Genomic DNA, 17,415 nt, shown 5'->3' with positions numbered 1-17,415 from the left:
ATGGGGAGGATTTATGAACGTTTTTTCTGTTACATCTGTTGTGTTGGCGTACTTGATTGGATCGATCAGCTTTAGTTATTTCTTGGCTAGATGGGTGAAAGGTGTTGACATCCGTGAACATGGCAGTGGAAATGCAGGAGCAACCAACACTCTCCGGGTATTAGGGAAAGGTCCAGCAATAATCGTTTTACTTTTAGATACTTTAAAGGGAATTATTGCTATTTATATTGGCTATTTGTTAAGTGGGGAAAATGATGTAGTTTTAGCATTATGTGGATTGATGGCTATTCTTGGTCATAATTGGCCTGTTTTTCTTCGTTTTCGAGGCGGAAAAGGAGTAGCAACAACAATTGGTGTTGTTATTTCTTTGATGTTTTATGCTGGTCTTATCTCAGGGGTTATTGCTATTCTACTTATTGTTATTACCCGGTTTGTTTCACTTGGTTCCCTTGTCTTTACTGTAGGTTTGCCTTTCGCTGTTTTAGCTCTTCATTCCCATTATCCAGTGCCTTATCTTTGGCTGAGCATTATTATTGCTATTCTTGCCATTGTCAGACATAAGCGAAATATCAAGAGTTTATTTCAAGGTACTGAACGGAAAATTGGACAGATAGAAGGAGAGAAACAATGAGGCGAATCGCTGTTTTAGGCGCAGGTAGTTGGGGAACGGTTTTAGCAAATGTACTTGTGGATAATGGTCATGATGTGACGATATGGGCTAGGAAAGAAGCGATTGTGCAAGAAATAAATAATACTCACCGAAACTCATCTTACTTGGGTGAAGCAGCACTTCATTCGAATCTAGCTGCCAGCTCTTCACTAGAAAACGTGGTCAAAAACAAGGAAGTGGTGTTATTCGCTGTACCATCACATGCAATGAGAGATATGTTAGTACAGGTAAAATCATTTGTACAAAAAGACACATTAATCATTCATGCTACAAAAGGATTTGAGCAAGAATCTTGGAAAAGAATGTCCGAAGTGATTGCAGAAGAACTACCAGAATGGCATGATCGAATTGTTGTATTATCCGGTCCAAGTCATGCGGAAGAAGTGATACAGCGCTCTCCTACAACAGTGGTTGTAGCTTCTTCCTGCCAGCACAGTGCTGAATTAACACAAACATTATTTATCAATACTTATTTTCGTGTATATACCAACCCAGACATCGTAGGAGTAGAAATCGGTGGTGCACTAAAAAACATTATTGCTTTGGCTACAGGCTTAGCAGATGGATTAGGTTATGGGGATAATGCTAGGGCAGCATTGATGACTAGAGGGTTAGCAGAAATTGCTCGTGTTGGATCAGCGATGGGTGCAGAGCCTATTACATTTGTTGGCCTAGCCGGAGTAGGTGATCTAATAGGTACTTGTACAAGCAAACATAGCCGTAATTGGAGAGCGGGTTATTCTATAAGCCAAGGTAAAAGTTTATCTGAAATCTTGTCTGAAATGAAAATGGTAGTTGAAGGAGTAAAAACAACCAGAGCAGGGCATGCGTTAAAAGAAAAATACAATATTGAGATGCCCATCACAGAACAACTTTATGCTGTGCTTTTTGAGGGGAAAAACCCTAAAGCTGCCGTTGAAGACTTAATGAATCGAGGAAAAACAAGGGAATTGCAAGAAATGGCCCAAGGATGGTAAATTTTTTTTCGTTTTGCTATATCGCATGGCAGAGAAGAAACATATTCTAGAGTAGTTCGAAATATTATCCTACAAATACTTGAGCATAGGTGGATCTGGGACAGGGATCAGTTCGATTCGATGCTGTTGTGTGTAGGATGATTTAAAAAAAAGGGTAAAGCCTTAAGGCTTTATCCTTTTTCTTCTAATATTTTTCCTTCCTGATGATCGAACAACCCTTTTTCTAGGAATGGAAGATTGGATAGAATGTGTACTGGTAGTTGCTGTTTTTGGAACAAACATCTTTGATAAAAACCCACGTACCATCGGTGATTGCAGAATACCCCATAATTTACCCATATCTACGTACTGCAACAAACGAAAGAGAGGAGATTGAAATAGCGGAGATTGAAATAAGGGGGAACGAGTTGCTGGCATTTGGGGCAATTGTATGACAGGTATTTCCTCATCCTTGAATTCTTTTTCAAAATCAGTTTTATTGACTGGTGGTTTTGGTAACTGTGGTACGAATGGTGTTCTTCCTGCTCGGGCATCTCTGCCTCCTGAAAACAACTTTGTGGTGTGATCCATCATGGACTCAAGACGCTGGATCGATTGGCTTAAATTTTGGACGGTGGAACGAAACGAGACAAATCCATCCATTAGCTTTAGAATGTTAATGTTGGGAAGTCTAGCTGGAGTAGGAAGAGGTCTGCGTGCAGTAGTACCTGTCGGTATTCTTGGTCTTCGATGGTTTCTTCTTGAGCGTACAGGAGATTGTTTCAATGTTACTCCTCCATTCAGGCGTTAGTCCATCTATCATATGCGGGGCTTACAACATGGGTCTAGACTTCTATCTCGTATTGGAGTAGGCAATAGTGGAATTGCTTATTGTAAGAAAGGAATGACTAAGATGGCATTGATGGCAACGATTTTTTTTCTGATTTTGGTTAATTTTTTCGTCGCGTTTGCTAGGCAACAGCAAAAAGGCTGGCTGCGGATTCTTCTTTTTTTTATTGCAGTTTTAACATTGATAATAGCAGTATTATTTGGTATTCGAGCTTTATCTTCTTAGGAGGTTTTTGAAATGAAACGATATTTTACCGTCTTTTTTGCTGTTATCAGTTTTTTTTGTCTCACTGCATGTATGTATCCTAACGAAGAAAGACAACAATTGTCAGAAGTCAGTAATCATATTGCAAGGGTACAGGCTCAGTCAGAACAGTATCTTGGGCAGAATAAAACGCTTCCTTATCGTTATGTTACAGATGATCGTAAATTTACGTCTCATTATCAGGTTGATTTTCAATTATTGCCAGAAACTCCCTTGACAGCTTATGAAAAAGGAGGGAATTTCATCTATGTATTTGTTGGAGCAGAAGGAAAGAATCCGCTTGTGCGTCTATTTGACATGCGTCTAAATGATGAGGTGGAGAAAGTACAAATGGCAGTGATCAATTTTAAAACGAAAAATGGGAAGTTGCCAATTAAAGGAAAGGAACCGGGTGGATATTATGACATTGATTTAGGAGCGATAAATATGTCTGATATTTCGATTCCATCACCATATTTCTCCGATTCTAAATTACCTATGCTAGTCGATAAAAATGGATTTATCTTTTTGGATTATCGAGGGGATGTTACACGTTTGCTACAAACAACAAAGCAAAAGCCTGATGAAAAGGATGATCTTCGCAAATTTATGGCGGAAAACTCCATTTTTGTTCCAGCGTTTTCCCCTGTTTTAAAAATTAAAAAAAATGGCGAGATACTTTTTTCTTCATAAATGATTACAAGAATCATAAGATGGATGTAATAAGTAGAGAGGTAGGGGGTTAGATGAATACTTGGCTGTTTCATCTCATCACCATTCCGGGCGTTTTTTTGCTTGGTTATCTTTTTGCAGGTATACGGATTGTGGCATTTCATACTGTTCAAAAAGAAAAAGAGAAGAGCTACGAATAAAGTAGCTCTATTTTTTTTGGATAGATGATTTATTTTCTTCTGTATAAGTGCAACTAAGTCTCTGTCTACGCCTAACGGCAAGACACATCGACAAGTTTTCTTTCGCAGATGGAAATAGAAGAGGAGTGATAATTCCATCTGCATAAGTGCAACTAAGTCTCTGTCTACGCCTAACGACTTGCCAATCGACAAGTTTTCTTTACTTTTAATCATATTAAGAGATTAGGCTCATATATTAGTAGCGTATAGCAAAACCGGAGGGAGGGATAAAGCCTTCGCACCGGCAATAAACCTAGCAAAGCATGAGCCTTTGAGGAGGGTATTGGATGGAAAAAGTAGATATCTTAAAAGATATTGCAGAACGGACAGGGGGAGACATCTACTTAGGTGTAGTCGGTGCGGTGCGCACCGGGAAGTCAACTTTTATCAAACGTTTTATGGAACAAGTAGTCATACCAAACATAGCAGATACATCCGAGCGAACGAGAGCAATCGATGAACTGCCGCATAGTGGTGCAGGTAAAACAATTACGACTATTGAACCAAAATTTGTTCCGAATCAAGCAATCAATGTTATGGTAGATGAAGGTTTAGATGTAAATATTCGATTGGTGGACTGTGTTGGATATGCGATTGAAGGTGCGAAGGGCTACGAAGATGAAAATGGCCCAAGAATGATTAACACTCCATGGTTTGAAGAACCAATTGCATTCCAAGAGGCTGCAGAAGTAGGCACTAGAAAAGTCATACAAGAACATTCCACACTTGGTATTGTGGTGACAACAGATGGAAGTATCACTGACATTCCAAGAAGTTCATATGAAGAAATGGAAGAACGTGTGGTTGAAGAATTAAAAGAAGTAGGGAAACCCTTTATTATGATTTTGAATTCTGTGCAACCACAGAGCGAAGAAACAGAACAATTACGTTTATCCCTAGTGGAAAAATACGATATACCAGTAGTTGCCGTAAGTGTTGCCAGTATGAATGAGACAGAAATTCTTGCAGTGTTAAAAGAAGTTTTGTTTGAATTCCCTGTGCATGAAGTAAATGTCAATTTACCAAGTTGGGTCATGGTATTAGAAGATAAGCATTGGTTACGCCAAGAATTTGAAGTTTCGGTGCGGGAAACTGTAAAAGACATCCGTCGATTACGAGATGTTGATCGCGTGGTTGGAAAGTTTTATGAGTATGAATTTATCGATAAAGCTTCACTTTCTGGAATGCATATGGGGCAAGGTGTTGCGGAAATAGATCTATATGCACCAGACGAACTGTACGATCGTGTATTGACAGAAGTAGTAGGAGAGGAAATACGAGGGCGAGACCATTTATTACAATTGATGCAAGACTTTTCTATTGCAAAACGGGAGTATGATAAAGTTTCTGATGCATTGCAGATGGTAAAGACAACAGGTTATGGGGTAGCAGCACCTACTTTAGAAGAAATGAGTCTTGATGAGCCTGAATTAATTAAACAAGGATCCCGTTTTGGAGTTCGTTTGAAAGCTACGGCACCATCCATTCACATGATTCGGGTGAATGTCAATTCGGAATTTGCTCCCATTATAGGAACAGAAAGACAGTCAGAAGAACTTGTCAATTATTTGATGAGAGATTTTGAACAAGATCCATTGCGGATTTGGGAATCTGATATTTTTGGACGTTCCTTAAATTCCATTGTACGTGAAGGAATACAGGCAAAATTATCGATGATGCCGGAAAATGCACGATATAAATTGCAAGAAACACTGGAAAGAATCATTAATGAAGGCTCTGGTGGATTAATCGCAATTATCTTATAAAGGACCAGGTCGATAGGCTAAAATCTATCGGCCTGATTTTTTTATGGAAAAATCACGGTTAGTACTTGAACTACATGGTTTGCTTGTATTAGTATAGATGTGTCCCACGTATTGTCTCTCATAGGAAAGACAATAGGTGATTTGTACAGGAGGTGCGGTTATGAACAAAACCGATCTAATCAACAAGGTAGCAGAAGCTACAGAAACTACTAAAAAAGAAGCTACACAATCAGTAGAAGCAGTATTGTCTGCAATCTCTGATGCACTAGGTGCTGGAGAAAAAGTTCAACTGATCGGGTTTGGTAACTTTGAAGTCCGCGAGCGTGCAGCTCGTAAAGGGCGCAATCCGCAAACTGGTGAAGAAATTGATATTCCTGCAATGAAAGTTCCAGCTTTCAAACCAGGGAAGCAATTGAAAGAAGAAGTCAACAAGTAGGTTCTTCTTCTTCTATCCATCGGATGGGACTACATATAAACACAAAAGGACCCTTTTTACGGGTCTTTTTGTGTATTAGAAGGGATATTATGGAAAGATGGATAAAGCAAAATTAGAACAAGCTGTAAAAATGATTTTAGAAGCAATAGGAGAAGACCCGACTAGAGAAGGATTGGTCGATACACCTGCTAGAGTGGCGAGTATGTATGAAGAAGTATTTGCTGGTCTTTCCGAAGAACCAGAAGAACTTTTCTCTGTTGTTTTTAGTGAAGAACATGAAGAGTTGGTACTTGTCAAAGATATTCCTTTTCATTCTATTTGTGAACATCATTTGATCCCATTTTTTGGACATGCACATGTAGCGTATATACCAAAGAGTGGACGGGTAACAGGGCTCAGTAAATTAGCGCGTGCTGTGGAGGTTTTATCCAAACGGCCACAGTTGCAAGAACGGATAACTGCAACTGTAGCTGATGCAATAATGTCGAAACTAGAGCCGCATGGTGTCATGATTGTTATCGAGGCAGAACATATGTGTATGACAATGAGAGGAGTAAAAAAACCAGGAGCAAAAACAATTACTACTGCTGTAAGAGGAGTATTTGCCGAATCTCCTGAAAAACGAGCAGAAATATTAACTTTGATCCGTGTGTAAAAATCGATTGACCAGCTCCAAACAAGAAGCTGGTCAAATAGATCGAATATGGAATTTGCCGTGATGATTGAGGAAGTTTGGCTAGATTTTTCTTTTCAGATCTTCCCAGAGATCGAGCCAATCTTGACGGCGGAGTGGGTCGTCTGCGTAAGCCGTATTGATGTGCGCTTGTACTTCTTCATCGTGCTCGTTAGCTGTATCACGCAGGGCCCCTCTCATCGCTGGAAGCGTTACGCTTTCAAGATCATTCTGGCAAACAATCTGCTCAAATGATTCACTCACTTTTGCTCCAAAAACGATCCGCTTGATTTCTATAAGTATAACACTAGGTAAAGGTTTATGGTAATAGAAAGTGATAGGCTATTCTCACATTTTTATTGACACGTGATGATGCTCGTTATAAAATGTTATTTGTTCACTTATAACGGGCTATGGCGCAGCTTGGTAGCGTGCTTGCATGGGGCGCAAGAGGTCGTCAGTTCAAATCTGGCTAGCCCGACCATAAAATCCCTTCCAAGTTTCGGGAGGGTTTTTTTTTCCCAAACAAATGGGGGTATGAAAATGGGTAATCAAGTAGATTATTTTGTGATAAAAGCAAAAGAAAATGGTGTGAATGTGATAGGACTTACTCGTGGGAAAGATACACGTTTTCATCACTCGGAGAAGTTGGATAAAGGAGAAGTGATGATTGCGCAGTTTACAGAACACACATCTGCAGTGAAAATTCGGGGAAAAGCTGAAATTATTACTTCTTTTGGAAAAATAGATACGGACGATTAAACATTTGGCTAGAGTTAACTACTCTGGCTTTTGTTGTGTATTGCGAACAGTGGATTCTGGTAGATTTACAAATTTGTTACAAATGATTTTTGATTCTCACTTATGTTATACTATCGGAGATATAGCAAATATAGGAGGACGCTTTAATGACGTCCATACATAGGAAACAAGAGGAGATTATTGATTATCTTTATCAATTAACAGACCATCACTACTTACTGGAGAGATGTGGAAAACCTAGTATACCAGATCTATTTATAAAAATACTTCAACTAATGCTGACTTCTAATCATGAAAATCCAGATCGTATAGTTACGTATGGTGTGTCAACTGCACTTTTGCGCATGGGACTTGTTGTGCATGAACAAGTGACGCTTGAAGATGAACAGGACCATGATCTAGTTCGAAAAAAGCAGTTAACGATATTAGCTGGTGATTATTATAGTAGTTTATTTTATAAAACATTAGCTAATGCCAAAGAAATCGATGGTATGCAGATGTTATCAAAAACAGCAATTCAAATATGTGAAGCAAATATGCAGCATCATATAGATGGTACTTTTGACTCTTTTTCACAAGAAGTTTGGACTGGACGACAATTGCTGACGGCATTAGCCGATTTTTTTCATGTTCAGAAGCATTACATCTGGTGTTCACTTTTGTCTTATTTTCTTCATTTGGATCACAATCGAATTCCAGAGATAGAACGAAAAGATGTCTTGGCATATTTGGAAACCATCGATCATCTTGAAGTTCGTTCTGTATTAGATCAAATGCTCATGGAAAGGGAGGCTCTCCAATGAAGGAAACGAAAGGAGTATCATTAAAAGGGACAGAAAAAGAAAAATATGTCCATCAAGTTTTTGAAGATATTGCTGACCATTATGACAAAATGAATAGTATCTTAAGCTTTCGACGACATCGTGCTTGGAGAAAGTTTGCGATGAAAAAAATGAATGTTTTGCCAGGTGATTCAGCATTGGATGTATGTTGTGGAACTTGTGATTGGACAATCGCTTTAGCAAAAGCATCCAAAACAGGAAGTATTATTGGCTTGGATTTTAGTGCAAATATGCTTACAATTGGATTGTCAAAATTGGAAAAAGAAGGATTGCAAGAAAGTGTCAATTTGATTGAAGGAAATGCATTGGAATTACCTTATCCAGATAATACTTTTGATTTTGCAACTATCGGATTTGCGCTTCGCAATGTCCCTGATGTAATTGCAGTTTTAAAAGAAATGAAAAGAGTTGTAAAACCAGGTGGAAAAGTAGTTTCACTTGAATTATCCAAACCTACTTGGAAGCCGTTTCGTGCTCTTTATTATTTCTATTTTGGACGAATTTTGCCCTTATTGGGTAAACTATTTGTAAATCGCTATGAGCAGTATAAATGGCTTCCCACTTCGCTGTTATCATTTCCGGATTACAAAGAATTAGAACAAATGATGAAGCAAGAGGTTGGATTTTCTTCGATAGAGGTGTATCCTTTATCAGGGGGCATTACTGCTCTACATATTGGCTACAAGTAGAAGAAGGTATACATCATGTTAAAAAAATTAAAACTCGTTTTGGATATGATTAAATTTGAACACTCTATTTTCGCTCTTCCTTTTGCTTATCTGGGCGCAATTCTAGGGAGTTTAGAAGTGAAAAATGAGTTTCCGTCTTGGATGCAAATAATTTGGATTACCATCGCAATGGTAGCTGCTAGAAGTGCTGCTATGGCATTAAATCGAATTATCGATCGAAAAATCGATGCGAGAAATCCAAGAACTGCAGAGAGGCATATTCCAAAAGGGCTTATTCCTGTCTCCTTTGCATGGGGATTTGTTATTGCTTCTTTTGTAGTATTGTTTATTGCCGCTTATCAACTAAATTTACTCGCGATGGAATTGTTACCAATCGCTGTATTTTTCCTTGTATTTTATTCCTATACAAAAAGGTTTACATGGGCTTGTCATATCATTTTAGGAATTGCGACAGGGTTGGGGCCTTTGGGTGGGTGGATTGCTACAACTGGACAAATTGATATAAAAAGTATATTGCTTTTTTTGACAGTAGCATTGTGGATTGGCGGATTTGATGTTATTTATGCTTGTCAAGATGTAGAGTTTGATCGAAAAGAAGGGCTGCACTCTATTCCTGCTAGATTTGGTATTAAAAGAGGTCTTCAAGTCTCTTCATTGATGCACTTTGGGACAGTTTTGGGGTTGTTTGCCCTTTTATGGTTAACTGATTTAGGAATTATCTTCGGACTAGGTGTAATTGTTGCATTGATTATTTTAATTTATGAGCATTCCATAGTTTCACATGATGATCTTTCTCGATTGAATACTGCATTCTTCACGATGAATGGTGTATTGAGCGTAATTGTATTTTGTTTCTCATTAATCGATGTTTTAACTCGATAAAGGAGGGGACAATCATGCAGCCGATTCAAATTGGAAAGATTGCCTTTACAAATGTTTTGCCTGTTTATCACTATTTTCATTTCACTGATTTACCAATTGAGCTCATTTCCAAAGTGCCTTCAAAATTAAACCAATCAATGGCAGCAGGTAAGATTGATATGAGTCCAATATCTTCTTTTGCCTATGCAGAAAACTTTTCGAAATATGTAGTGATGCCTGATTTATCTGTTAGCGCAAAAGGCGAAGTAGGTTCAATTTTTTTATTTAGTAAATATGATTCTTTCGATGCAGTGAAAAATAAAAAAATTGCTTTGACCAATCGATCCGCTTCATCGATTAACTTGCTAAAGATACTACTGGAATATTTTTCAGAAGGAACTCCGGCTTATTCTATTGAAGAACCTGAGTTGGATAAAATGATGGATCAGGCAGACGCAGCATTACTTATTGGGGATGACGCAATACTTGCAAATTGGAAAAACAAAAAATATTATGTATACGATTTAGGTCTAGAATGGTATAAACAGACAGGATTACCAATGACATTTGCTATCTGGGCAGTAAATCGTCAAGTAGCCGAGGAAAGACAGGAGACACTATCACTTATCTATCAACGGTTTATGGAGGCCAAAAAACGTGGCAGACAAGAACTTATGCCCGTAATCCAAGAAGCCATAGAGCTACTAGGTGGAAATATAGCTAGTTGGAAAAAGTATTTTACTGGTTTAATCTATGATTTTGGATCAGAGGAACAAGAAGGGCTGTCCGCTTTTTACCACTATGCAAAACTAGCTGGTCTAATTGATAAAGAAGTGAAAATAGAACTTATGGATCTACCTGTACACATCTAAGTTAACAGGGTGAGGAATTTGCGACTAGCAAGCATTTATCGACATATAAAAACTGATTTAGAAAGAGTAGAAGAATTGTTGGCTTTGTCTGTGGATACAAATCAGCTGGAACTTAAGCAGTCTTCTACTCATTTACTCCGGGCTGGCGGTAAAAGAATGCGCCCGGTTTTTGTACTGCTGGCAGGACGATTTGGTAAAGGGAATCGAGAACAAGTGATTCGAACTGCTGTTGCTTTGGAGCTAATTCACATGGCGACATTAGTACATGATGATGTTATTGATAATTCATCTTTGCGAAGAGGAAAGCCAACAGTAAAAGCACAGTGGGATAACCGTGTTGCGATGTATGTTGGAGATTATAATATTTCCCGTGCATTGCAAATCATCTCTGATATTCAAATTCCAAAAGTACATCAATCACTCTCACAAGCAATTTATTTGATGTGCAAAGGTGAGATTGATCAGATTAGGGACTTATACAAACCTCATCCATCTATTAAACAGTATTTATCGAGAATAAAACGAAAGACAGCACTTTTAATGTCTACCAGTTGTCATTTAGGAGCTATTGTTAGTGAAGCAAATCCAAAAGTTATTAATCATTTAAGACTTTATGGATATTATGTTGGAATGGCATTTCAATTAACAGATGATGTGCTTGATTTTACTGGTGACGAAAAAACATTGGGTAAACCAGCAGGGAGTGACCTGAAACAGGGGAATGTGACACTCCCTGTAATATATGCTCTTAAATATTTACCTGAATCAGAAAAAGAGGCAATATATACCTTTTTATCTTCAGAAGGAACACAGACACTTACACCTGAAACGCTTTCCTTAGTTCGTAAAGCAGGCGGAAATGATTTTACATTGAAACTTTCCGAACAATATCTTCAAAAAGCGCTCGATGAACTTGATAAACTACCAGACATACATGAAAAAAAATTACTAAAGATGTTAGCTGATTTTATTGTAGGAAGAAATTATTAATGAATCTTGCGTTTCCTTATTAAGCTTGATAAAATTTGGTTCGTTATCTATCTATACATATTGGAGGATCTTTTGATGGAAAAAACATTTATTATGATTAAACCAGATGGTGTACAACGTGGATTAGTAGGAGAAATTGTTTCTCGTTTTGAAAAAAAAGGTTTTCAATTGCTAGGAGCAAAATTAATGAGTGTTTCTACCGAATTAGCTGAGAAACATTATGCAGAGCATAAAGAACGTCCTTTTTTTGGTGAACTCGTTGAATTTATTACTTCTAGCCCTGTTTTCGCTTTTGTTTTAGCAGGAGATAATGTAATTGCAACAGCACGTCAAATGATGGGCAAAACAAATCCATCAGAAGCTTTACCAGGAACCGTTCGGGGAGATTTTGGAATTAGTGTAGGAATGAATATCATTCATGGTTCTGATTCTCCTGAGAGTGCAGAGCGTGAGCTTGCACTGTGGTTCCCAGTGAATGAACAAGTAGAATATGAAAAAACAATCAACCGTTGGATCTAGTAAATGAGATGTTATCATTAATTGTCAGGCTTCCTTGTGAGATAACTACAAGGAAGCCATTTTTTTAGGAACAGTTAAAAAGACATTAAGAGAGTGGGAAAAATGAAAGATATTTTTACAGAATTCTGCTGTCTGAAAGCCCACGGTTTCAATCGTGGGAGGGAAGACAGCGTTGCTCGGTATCCCTTAGAAAGGGAACGCTTAGAGCAACTATTTTTTGCTATATTCATTACTGTTGTTTGAATAAACTTATACCATAGGAAGTGTATCGAGGAAGAAAAGGGGGGAACACATGCCAACGATCACATTCAATCAAGCGATCGAAAACAAAGAATCACGCTGGATGCGAGAACAAAATCATTGGATCAGTCGTCAAATCGTCGACCGTGCATTGCCAACGGTGTTGGCGTGATACGGATGGAAGATTTGAGCGGCATTTGCAATACAGCAAAATCGAAACGCACGGATCAAGGTCGCAATCTTCATTCATGGTCATTTTATCAACTACGAGAATACATTCGCTACAAATCCGAGATGGCTGGAATTCGATTTGAATTGGTAAATCCGAAATATACCAGCCAAACATGCAAAAATGGTCATTGCTATAAAGCAAATCGCAAGGGACTTCATTTTTGTTGTAAGGAATGTGGCTATCGTAGCCATGCAGATCTCAATGGCGCGATCAATATCGCTAAAGCGATATCCGGTTTAGCAGCCTAGCGTACTGGTAACAGATACGCCGTCCATGGAGGTACATCATAACTGCATGGGATGAGGTGATGGCACACCCCTGAACTTGGGAGTTGCACAAAACAGAAATGGACTGCGTGCGTGAACTACCCAAGAATCCCACGGCTTTAGCCGTGGGAGTGTCAACAGGCAATCTATAGGGTGGAATAGAATCAAAATCAGCTCGAGGGTTCATCCATAGTAGAGGTAAAACCATTCATGCGGAAAACCGCCATATTTATTCGAAATAAAGGGCGTTCTTGATGCTCCTTGTGGAAATTTTTATTGGATGAGTAAGATTTCACTAGACAATATTCAGTATTTTGGAATTGATATTGTATCAGAAATAATTAAAACAAATAAACAAAAATTGCAAAGTGAAAATATTGAATTTTCGGATTCGTGGTATTACAAAAGACGAATTACCATCTGCCGATTTGATGATATGTAGTAATTTGTTGGTACATCTATCGTTTTCGGATATTCAAAAAATTTTTCGCAATTTAAATCACTAAGTAAATAAGCGTAAAATGGATTAAAACGTAGAATGAAACCGATAATTGCGATATTTTTAGATACATATGTATGATGGTGTTTTGTTTTCATAGACATAGTCTGATAACATACGTAGAAAGTTTGAAGGGGAAGTGATGAATAAAGTTAAATCTCTCTGGCGAGTAGAAGCGATCTCACCGAGGCAGAAGAAAAAATGTTACCGAGTAACTGATGTCGCCGATGTAGAAATGCAAGGTATCACATTTCTAGTTTCTACTCCAAATGAAAAATGGAGAGAAATGCGAGGGGAGCATTTTTTGGAAGGGATTATAACTATTGCTGGGAAGGAATTTCCCGGATGCTATCTTTTCAAACACCTCATTCTTCGTAAGGACGGCATTATTCAAGTGGCAGATTTGAGCGATTACGTTCACAAGTTTCGTTCAGTAGATCTCTACTTGGACTTGAAGCTCCGTTCTGTTTCGGATTTATGAATGAGGACTGTCTCCATCTCTTGGAGACAGAACGCCCTTATAATCTAATTAAAATTCATCTATTTAAAAGACCAATCGGTTATTCCGATTGGTCTTTTAAACTTAGTTATTGATATATTTCTCAAACACAAATCCAAAATCTTTGACAACATAAGTATTTTTGTTTTCTTTCAGCCATGTAAAAGCAAAATCATTAATAGCCTTAAATTGTTCTACAACATTGGCTTCCTCGCTTGTAATTCTACTTAATGTATTGGATGCCAGGTTAAGACTCTGTTCAGAGTACTGAAGATAGGCAGTATTCTCTATCGTTATTTCAGATATTTTTATTAAAGTTTTGTATAGATCTTTCACTTCTTCTAACTGTTTTTTCTGTATGTCGATACTAAACAATTCTGAGCCGATTTTGAATTTCAACTCTACATCAAGGTCTACGGTTCCAGCCGTTTCTAACATTACACCGGAAATATGATTTTGATAGTAGTCATATCGATATAAAAGTCGTTTTTTACTCACTGCACTTGTACCATCGAGATGTATAAGTGCCTTATTTGTAAAACAATATTCATCGGATTTGGATTTAATTAAGAAAAATATTTTCTCTCCGTCTTCATGCATGACATAGTCATCAGTATCCACTTTGTCATAGTCAGCAGGTTTAATTACCACTCCTACATTGCTCAAACCTAAAACATCAGCTGCTACTTTACCAAACATTTTACCAAGCCTTTCGTTTTTAGTTTTATGAACAATAACCAATAAAATTATAGCATATTATTTTCACCTGATTCTATTTTCATCTTCACTTTTTTCCATATATACAGTGGAATGATTATTATTTTTAATGGAATAAATGTTTATAGTAAACTTCATAAATTTTATTTATAATTTTATTGTACTGGTTAAATGATGTTCCATATTTTAAACAAAGGAACGAAATGATAAAAAAAGAAATATTTTGTGTACAGAGCCACTAAATTCAAGCAAAATTATATTTAGCATTGCGAGAAAGAAAGAACAGTGGTAAGAAAATGTAGTAGGAAAAATTTTTATGACTGAACTTTTTACTATGTACTCGAATGATCATTTAATCTGCATTTACTACGTGATTAGATGTTTGCAAAGAGATTGGAATAATTTGTTTTGAATATATAGCAAACATATTTTAGTCACGTAGTAAGTAGGTTCATATTGACCAAGAGAGTTAATGCGTTAAAGCATGAAAGAAATTTGCTTTCTAAAAAAGGAAGGGTGTTAGAAGTGCGTTATGTAATTGGAGTAGATGGTGGCGGAACCAAAACGGTTGCGATCGCTTACGATTTAGAAGGAAATGCACTAGGAGAAGGTAAGAGTGGATTTAGCAATGTGATGGTTGATTTTAACTTAGCAACCGATCATATTTTAGCTGCCATTGCCGGGGCGCAAGGTAACCTTCCAAAAGAGGAATGCGAATATATTTATTTAGGAATTGCAGGTAGTGAAGGGATTGAAAATAAGGAAGAATTAATACAAATCATTGCAGATAAATTTCAAACCAAGGTCAGTGTTGTCAATGATTCCATTATTGCACATGCAGCGACGTTAAAAGGGAAGGATGGAATTTTAGCGATATCTGGTACAGGGGCGATAGCTGTAGGAATAAAAGGAGATACATGTGTGTTTACTGGAGGATGGGGACATCTTCTTGGTGATGAAGGTAGTGGATATTGGATCGTTATGGAAGCATTTCGTCAAATGATAGTAGAAACTGACGAAATGCTTCCACTAAGTAAACTCAGTCAGGAACTATTAACGGAAATGAACTATACTGATCCACAAGACATTAAACTATATGCTTATAGCAGACCAAAGGCGGATATCGCAAAACTCTGTAGAGTAGTGACTCGTGTTGCTGAAGAAGGAGATGCGCTCGCAAATAAAATTTTGGATAATGCAGGGCAGAAGTTAGGCAGAATGACGTGGAATTGTTTGAAAAAATTAAACTTAGATCAAGAAGTGACAATTGGATTAAGTGGCAGTATTTTTAAACATATTCCTCAAGTATTAACGAGCTATAAAAAGTATCTTTCTGAAAAAATTAATATACCAATTCATTATATTTTGGAAGACAGTCCTGCTACAAAAGGTGCATACTATTTAGCAACAAAGCAAGTTTAGAAAAACAACCTCTTACTATAAAAAGTAAGGGGTTGTTTTTTGAATTTATTATAATAATTTTTTCATTGCGTCTTTTATTTGCTCCGATTGTGTACCAAATACCACTTGTACAGCACCTTTACCTAATTTCATTACTCCTGCTGCTCCCAAACTTTTTAGACCAGAATCATCGGTGAGTTTATCATCTTTTACTCGAAGTCGGAGACGCGTTATACAAGCATCCACATCAATGATATTTTCTGCTCCACCGACGTACGCCAACACTTGAGCTGCTTTCTCATTAATACTGGAACCGTTTTCATTTTTGTTCTCTGCGACGAATGTATCCTCTTCGCGCCCAGGGGTCTTTAAGTTGAATTTGGTTATGATAATACGGAAAAGGAGATAATATATTACTGCGAAAATAAGTCCAATGGGAATGAGCAATAATGGTTTTGTTGCTTTTCCATATGCAAGAAAGTAATCGATTAATCCAGCAGAGAAGCCAAAACCAATTTTAATTCCCATTGCAGTGACAATATAACCAGCTATACCAGATAAAATAGCATGTACAATATAAAGTGCTGGAGCAACAAACATAAAGGCGAATTCAATTGGTTCGGTAATACCTGTTAGAAAAGCCGCTAATGCAGATCCGATAAAAATAGAGGAGATCAATTTTTTCTTCTCGGGTTTTGCAGTATGGATAATTGCCAGTGCTGCTCCGGGTAGAGCAAACATAAGAATGGGATAAAAACCAGCCATAAACATTCCAGCAGTCTTGTCTCCAGCGAAATAACGGTATAAATCTCCATGGATTACCTTATGGGTAACTGGGTCCGTGAAACTGCCGATTTGGAACCATGCGATAGAGTTGATAACATGATGTAGACCAAATGGAATGAGCAAACGGTTAAAAAATTGATAGACTCCAGCGCCAATTGCTCCTAAACTCACTACCCAGTTTCCAAAAATGTCCAGAATATGTTGAACTGGGCCCCAAATTATACCAAATAACAATGCTACAATAACCATCGTTAATGAGGTAATAATAGGTACAAATCGTTTTCCACCAAAAAATCCAAGCCAATCAGGAAGTTTGATATCATGATATTTATGATAGAAATAAGCAGCTAATCCACCAGCTAAAATACCACCTAAAACTCCCATATCTAGTTTTACATCATTAGCAATAAAGCCGAATGCAGCTGGTACTTTGGCTAATACGTTAACTAGAATTTCATAAGCCATCACAGCAGCAAGAGCGGCTACACCATCTCCTGCTAAACCTAGTGCAATCCCAACAGCAAATATGAGGGCAAGATTATCAAAAATTGCAGAACCGCCAGCTAAAAGAAATGGGGCAATATACTGATTAATAAATCCACCAACATTCGTGCCAAAATGGAAATCTTTTACGTAATCAATGGCACCAAACCGAAGCAGAATGGCTGCAGCTGGTAAACTCGCAACAGGTAGCATGAGAGATTTACCGATTTTTTGTAAAAAAGCTAGCACTAC

21 protein-coding genes, 1 tRNA gene and 1 pseudogene are annotated in these 17,415 nt (G+C 37.6%); 19 read left to right on the top strand and 4 right to left on the bottom strand.

Annotation, left to right across the window (positions count from 1 at the left end; translation table 11 throughout):
• Window positions 1-13: 13 nt before the first annotated feature.
• Together plsY and AC5WOC_RS04080 are read left to right on the top strand one after the other, a co-directional pair.
• Window positions 14-631, top strand: coding sequence for a glycerol-3-phosphate 1-O-acyltransferase PlsY (gene plsY / locus AC5WOC_RS04085; RefSeq protein ID WP_496054092.1), 618 nt, complete (start codon window positions 14-16; stop codon window positions 629-631).
• Window positions 628-1,647, top strand: coding sequence for an NAD(P)H-dependent glycerol-3-phosphate dehydrogenase (locus AC5WOC_RS04080; RefSeq protein ID WP_496054091.1), 1,020 nt, complete (start codon window positions 628-630; stop codon window positions 1,645-1,647). The genes plsY and AC5WOC_RS04080 overlap by 4 nt, the downstream gene beginning before the upstream one ends.
• A gap of 162 nt (window positions 1,648-1,809) precedes the next feature.
• On the opposite strand, the gene AC5WOC_RS04075 is transcribed toward AC5WOC_RS04080, so the two are convergent.
• A complete protein-coding gene (locus AC5WOC_RS04075; protein WP_496054090.1) occupies window positions 1,810-2,412 on the bottom strand; it encodes a hypothetical protein in 603 nt (200 codons plus the stop codon).
• Between the two features lie 127 nt (window positions 2,413-2,539).
• On the opposite strand from AC5WOC_RS04075, the gene AC5WOC_RS04070 reads away from it, so the two are divergent.
• The 6 genes from AC5WOC_RS04070 (at window position 2,540) to folE (ending at window position 6,487) form a co-directional block, all read left to right on the top strand.
• Window positions 2,540-2,701, top strand: coding sequence for a hypothetical protein (locus AC5WOC_RS04070; RefSeq protein WP_496054089.1), 162 nt, complete (start codon window positions 2,540-2,542; stop codon window positions 2,699-2,701).
• A 12-nt stretch (window positions 2,702-2,713) separates the two neighbouring features.
• Window positions 2,714-3,412 carry a YphF family lipoprotein gene (locus AC5WOC_RS04065; RefSeq protein ID WP_496054088.1) on the top strand — a complete coding sequence of 233 codons (699 nt, stop codon included), beginning with the start codon at window positions 2,714-2,716 and terminating at the stop codon, window positions 3,410-3,412.
• A gap of 53 nt (window positions 3,413-3,465) precedes the next feature.
• The gene (locus tag AC5WOC_RS04060; RefSeq protein WP_496054087.1) at window positions 3,466-3,591 is read left to right on the top strand and encodes a hypothetical protein; all 126 of its coding nucleotides are present in this window, start codon (window positions 3,466-3,468) and stop codon (window positions 3,589-3,591) included.
• 326 nt (window positions 3,592-3,917) lie between these two features.
• Complete coding sequence (gene spoIVA / locus AC5WOC_RS04055; RefSeq protein WP_496054086.1) at window positions 3,918-5,396, top strand: stage IV sporulation protein A; 1,479 nt, start codon at window positions 3,918-3,920, stop codon at window positions 5,394-5,396.
• 160 nt (window positions 5,397-5,556) lie between these two features.
• A complete protein-coding gene (locus tag AC5WOC_RS04050; protein WP_496054085.1) occupies window positions 5,557-5,832 on the top strand; it encodes an HU family DNA-binding protein in 276 nt (91 codons plus the stop codon).
• 97 nt (window positions 5,833-5,929) lie between these two features.
• Window positions 5,930-6,487, top strand: coding sequence for a GTP cyclohydrolase I FolE (gene folE, locus AC5WOC_RS04045; protein WP_496054084.1), 558 nt, complete (start codon window positions 5,930-5,932; stop codon window positions 6,485-6,487).
• Window positions 6,488-6,568: 81 nt separating this feature from the next.
• Here folE and AC5WOC_RS04040 read toward each other — a convergent pair whose 3' ends face one another.
• Window positions 6,569-6,769, bottom strand: coding sequence for a hypothetical protein (locus AC5WOC_RS04040; protein WP_496054083.1), 201 nt, complete (start codon window positions 6,767-6,769; stop codon window positions 6,569-6,571).
• Between the two features lie 143 nt (window positions 6,770-6,912).
• On the opposite strand from AC5WOC_RS04040, the gene AC5WOC_RS04035 reads away from it, so the two are divergent.
• From AC5WOC_RS04035 to AC5WOC_RS03990, 10 genes and pseudogenes are all read left to right on the top strand, one after another.
• Window positions 6,913-6,989, top strand: a tRNA-Pro gene (locus AC5WOC_RS04035).
• A 59-nt stretch (window positions 6,990-7,048) separates the two neighbouring features.
• Window positions 7,049-7,267: a trp RNA-binding attenuation protein MtrB gene (mtrB, locus tag AC5WOC_RS04030; RefSeq protein ID WP_496054082.1), complete on the top strand. Its 219-nt coding sequence runs from the start codon at window positions 7,049-7,051 to the stop codon at window positions 7,265-7,267.
• Between the two features lie 146 nt (window positions 7,268-7,413).
• On the top strand, window positions 7,414-8,070 hold the full coding sequence (locus tag AC5WOC_RS04025; protein ID WP_496054081.1) for a heptaprenyl diphosphate synthase component 1: 657 nt from the start codon (window positions 7,414-7,416) through the stop codon (window positions 8,068-8,070).
• A complete protein-coding gene (locus AC5WOC_RS04020) occupies window positions 8,067-8,798 on the top strand; it encodes a demethylmenaquinone methyltransferase (protein WP_496054080.1) in 732 nt (243 codons plus the stop codon). Before AC5WOC_RS04025 ends, AC5WOC_RS04020 begins: the two co-directional genes overlap by 4 nt.
• Window positions 8,799-8,813: 15 nt before the next feature.
• Window positions 8,814-9,680: a UbiA-like polyprenyltransferase gene (locus AC5WOC_RS04015; RefSeq protein WP_496054079.1), complete on the top strand. Its 867-nt coding sequence runs from the start codon at window positions 8,814-8,816 to the stop codon at window positions 9,678-9,680.
• A gap of 14 nt (window positions 9,681-9,694) precedes the next feature.
• Window positions 9,695-10,531 carry a menaquinone biosynthesis protein gene (locus AC5WOC_RS04010; RefSeq protein ID WP_496054078.1) on the top strand — a complete coding sequence of 279 codons (837 nt, stop codon included), beginning with the start codon at window positions 9,695-9,697 and terminating at the stop codon, window positions 10,529-10,531.
• An 18-nt stretch (window positions 10,532-10,549) separates the two neighbouring features.
• Complete coding sequence (locus AC5WOC_RS04005) at window positions 10,550-11,521, top strand: polyprenyl synthetase family protein (RefSeq protein WP_496054077.1); 972 nt, start codon at window positions 10,550-10,552, stop codon at window positions 11,519-11,521.
• Between the two features lie 75 nt (window positions 11,522-11,596).
• Entirely contained in the window at window positions 11,597-12,040 is a 444-nt protein-coding gene (ndk, locus tag AC5WOC_RS04000) for a nucleoside-diphosphate kinase (protein WP_496054076.1), read from the top strand.
• A gap of 319 nt (window positions 12,041-12,359) precedes the next feature.
• Window positions 12,360-12,760, top strand: a pseudogene (locus tag AC5WOC_RS03995) (RNA-guided endonuclease TnpB family protein); the annotation flags it as partial.
• A gap of 659 nt (window positions 12,761-13,419) precedes the next feature.
• Window positions 13,420-13,758, top strand: a complete 339-nt coding sequence (locus AC5WOC_RS03990) for a hypothetical protein (protein ID WP_496054075.1) — start codon at window positions 13,420-13,422, stop codon at window positions 13,756-13,758.
• A 102-nt stretch (window positions 13,759-13,860) separates the two neighbouring features.
• Here the strand turns inward: AC5WOC_RS03990 and AC5WOC_RS03985 are convergent, their stop codons facing one another.
• On the bottom strand, window positions 13,861-14,475 hold the full coding sequence (locus tag AC5WOC_RS03985) for a PH domain-containing protein (RefSeq protein WP_496054074.1): 615 nt from the start codon (window positions 14,473-14,475) through the stop codon (window positions 13,861-13,863).
• A gap of 474 nt (window positions 14,476-14,949) precedes the next feature.
• Between AC5WOC_RS03985 and AC5WOC_RS03980 the strand changes: the two genes are divergently transcribed.
• Window positions 14,950-15,915 carry an N-acetylglucosamine kinase gene (locus AC5WOC_RS03980; RefSeq protein ID WP_496054073.1) on the top strand — a complete coding sequence of 322 codons (966 nt, stop codon included), beginning with the start codon at window positions 14,950-14,952 and terminating at the stop codon, window positions 15,913-15,915.
• Between the two features lie 48 nt (window positions 15,916-15,963).
• Here AC5WOC_RS03980 and nagE read toward each other — a convergent pair whose 3' ends face one another.
• Entirely contained in the window at window positions 15,964-17,412 is a 1,449-nt protein-coding gene (gene nagE, locus AC5WOC_RS03975) for an N-acetylglucosamine-specific PTS transporter subunit IIBC (RefSeq protein ID WP_496054072.1), read from the bottom strand.
• Window positions 17,413-17,415: the final 3 nt, after the last annotated feature.

This window comes from Shimazuella sp. NTD247, assembly GCF_059510415.1.
Note: the sequence above shows the minus strand (reverse complement) of the source record. Positions and strands in the feature narration are given on the sequence as shown.

Bases quoted from the DNA above. Each gene is read 5' to 3' on its own strand.
- AC5WOC_RS03990 (WP_496054075.1), top strand. From the start codon at position 13,420: ATGAATAAAGTTAAATCTCTCTGGCGAGTAGAAGCGATCTCACCGAGG.
- AC5WOC_RS03985 (WP_496054074.1), bottom strand. From the start codon at position 14,475: ATGTTTGGTAAAGTAGCAGCTGATGTTTTAGGTTTGAGCAATGTAGGA.
- AC5WOC_RS04020 (WP_496054080.1), top strand. From the start codon at position 8,067: ATGAAGGAAACGAAAGGAGTATCATTAAAAGGGACAGAAAAAGAAAAA.
- ndk (WP_496054076.1), top strand. From the start codon at position 11,597: ATGGAAAAAACATTTATTATGATTAAACCAGATGGTGTACAACGTGGA.
- AC5WOC_RS04070 (WP_496054089.1), top strand. From the start codon at position 2,540: ATGGCATTGATGGCAACGATTTTTTTTCTGATTTTGGTTAATTTTTTC.
- AC5WOC_RS04025 (WP_496054081.1), top strand. From the start codon at position 7,414: ATGACGTCCATACATAGGAAACAAGAGGAGATTATTGATTATCTTTAT.
- AC5WOC_RS04050 (WP_496054085.1), top strand. From the start codon at position 5,557: ATGAACAAAACCGATCTAATCAACAAGGTAGCAGAAGCTACAGAAACT.
- AC5WOC_RS04010 (WP_496054078.1), top strand. From the start codon at position 9,695: ATGCAGCCGATTCAAATTGGAAAGATTGCCTTTACAAATGTTTTGCCT.
- AC5WOC_RS04065 (WP_496054088.1), top strand. From the start codon at position 2,714: ATGAAACGATATTTTACCGTCTTTTTTGCTGTTATCAGTTTTTTTTGT.
- mtrB (WP_496054082.1), top strand. From the start codon at position 7,049: ATGGGTAATCAAGTAGATTATTTTGTGATAAAAGCAAAAGAAAATGGT.
- AC5WOC_RS04060 (WP_496054087.1), top strand. From the start codon at position 3,466: ATGAATACTTGGCTGTTTCATCTCATCACCATTCCGGGCGTTTTTTTG.
- AC5WOC_RS04080 (WP_496054091.1), top strand. From the start codon at position 628: ATGAGGCGAATCGCTGTTTTAGGCGCAGGTAGTTGGGGAACGGTTTTA.
- folE (WP_496054084.1), top strand. From the start codon at position 5,930: ATGGATAAAGCAAAATTAGAACAAGCTGTAAAAATGATTTTAGAAGCA.
- spoIVA (WP_496054086.1), top strand. From the start codon at position 3,918: ATGGAAAAAGTAGATATCTTAAAAGATATTGCAGAACGGACAGGGGGA.
- AC5WOC_RS04015 (WP_496054079.1), top strand. From the start codon at position 8,814: ATGTTAAAAAAATTAAAACTCGTTTTGGATATGATTAAATTTGAACAC.
- plsY (WP_496054092.1), top strand. From the start codon at position 14: ATGAACGTTTTTTCTGTTACATCTGTTGTGTTGGCGTACTTGATTGGA.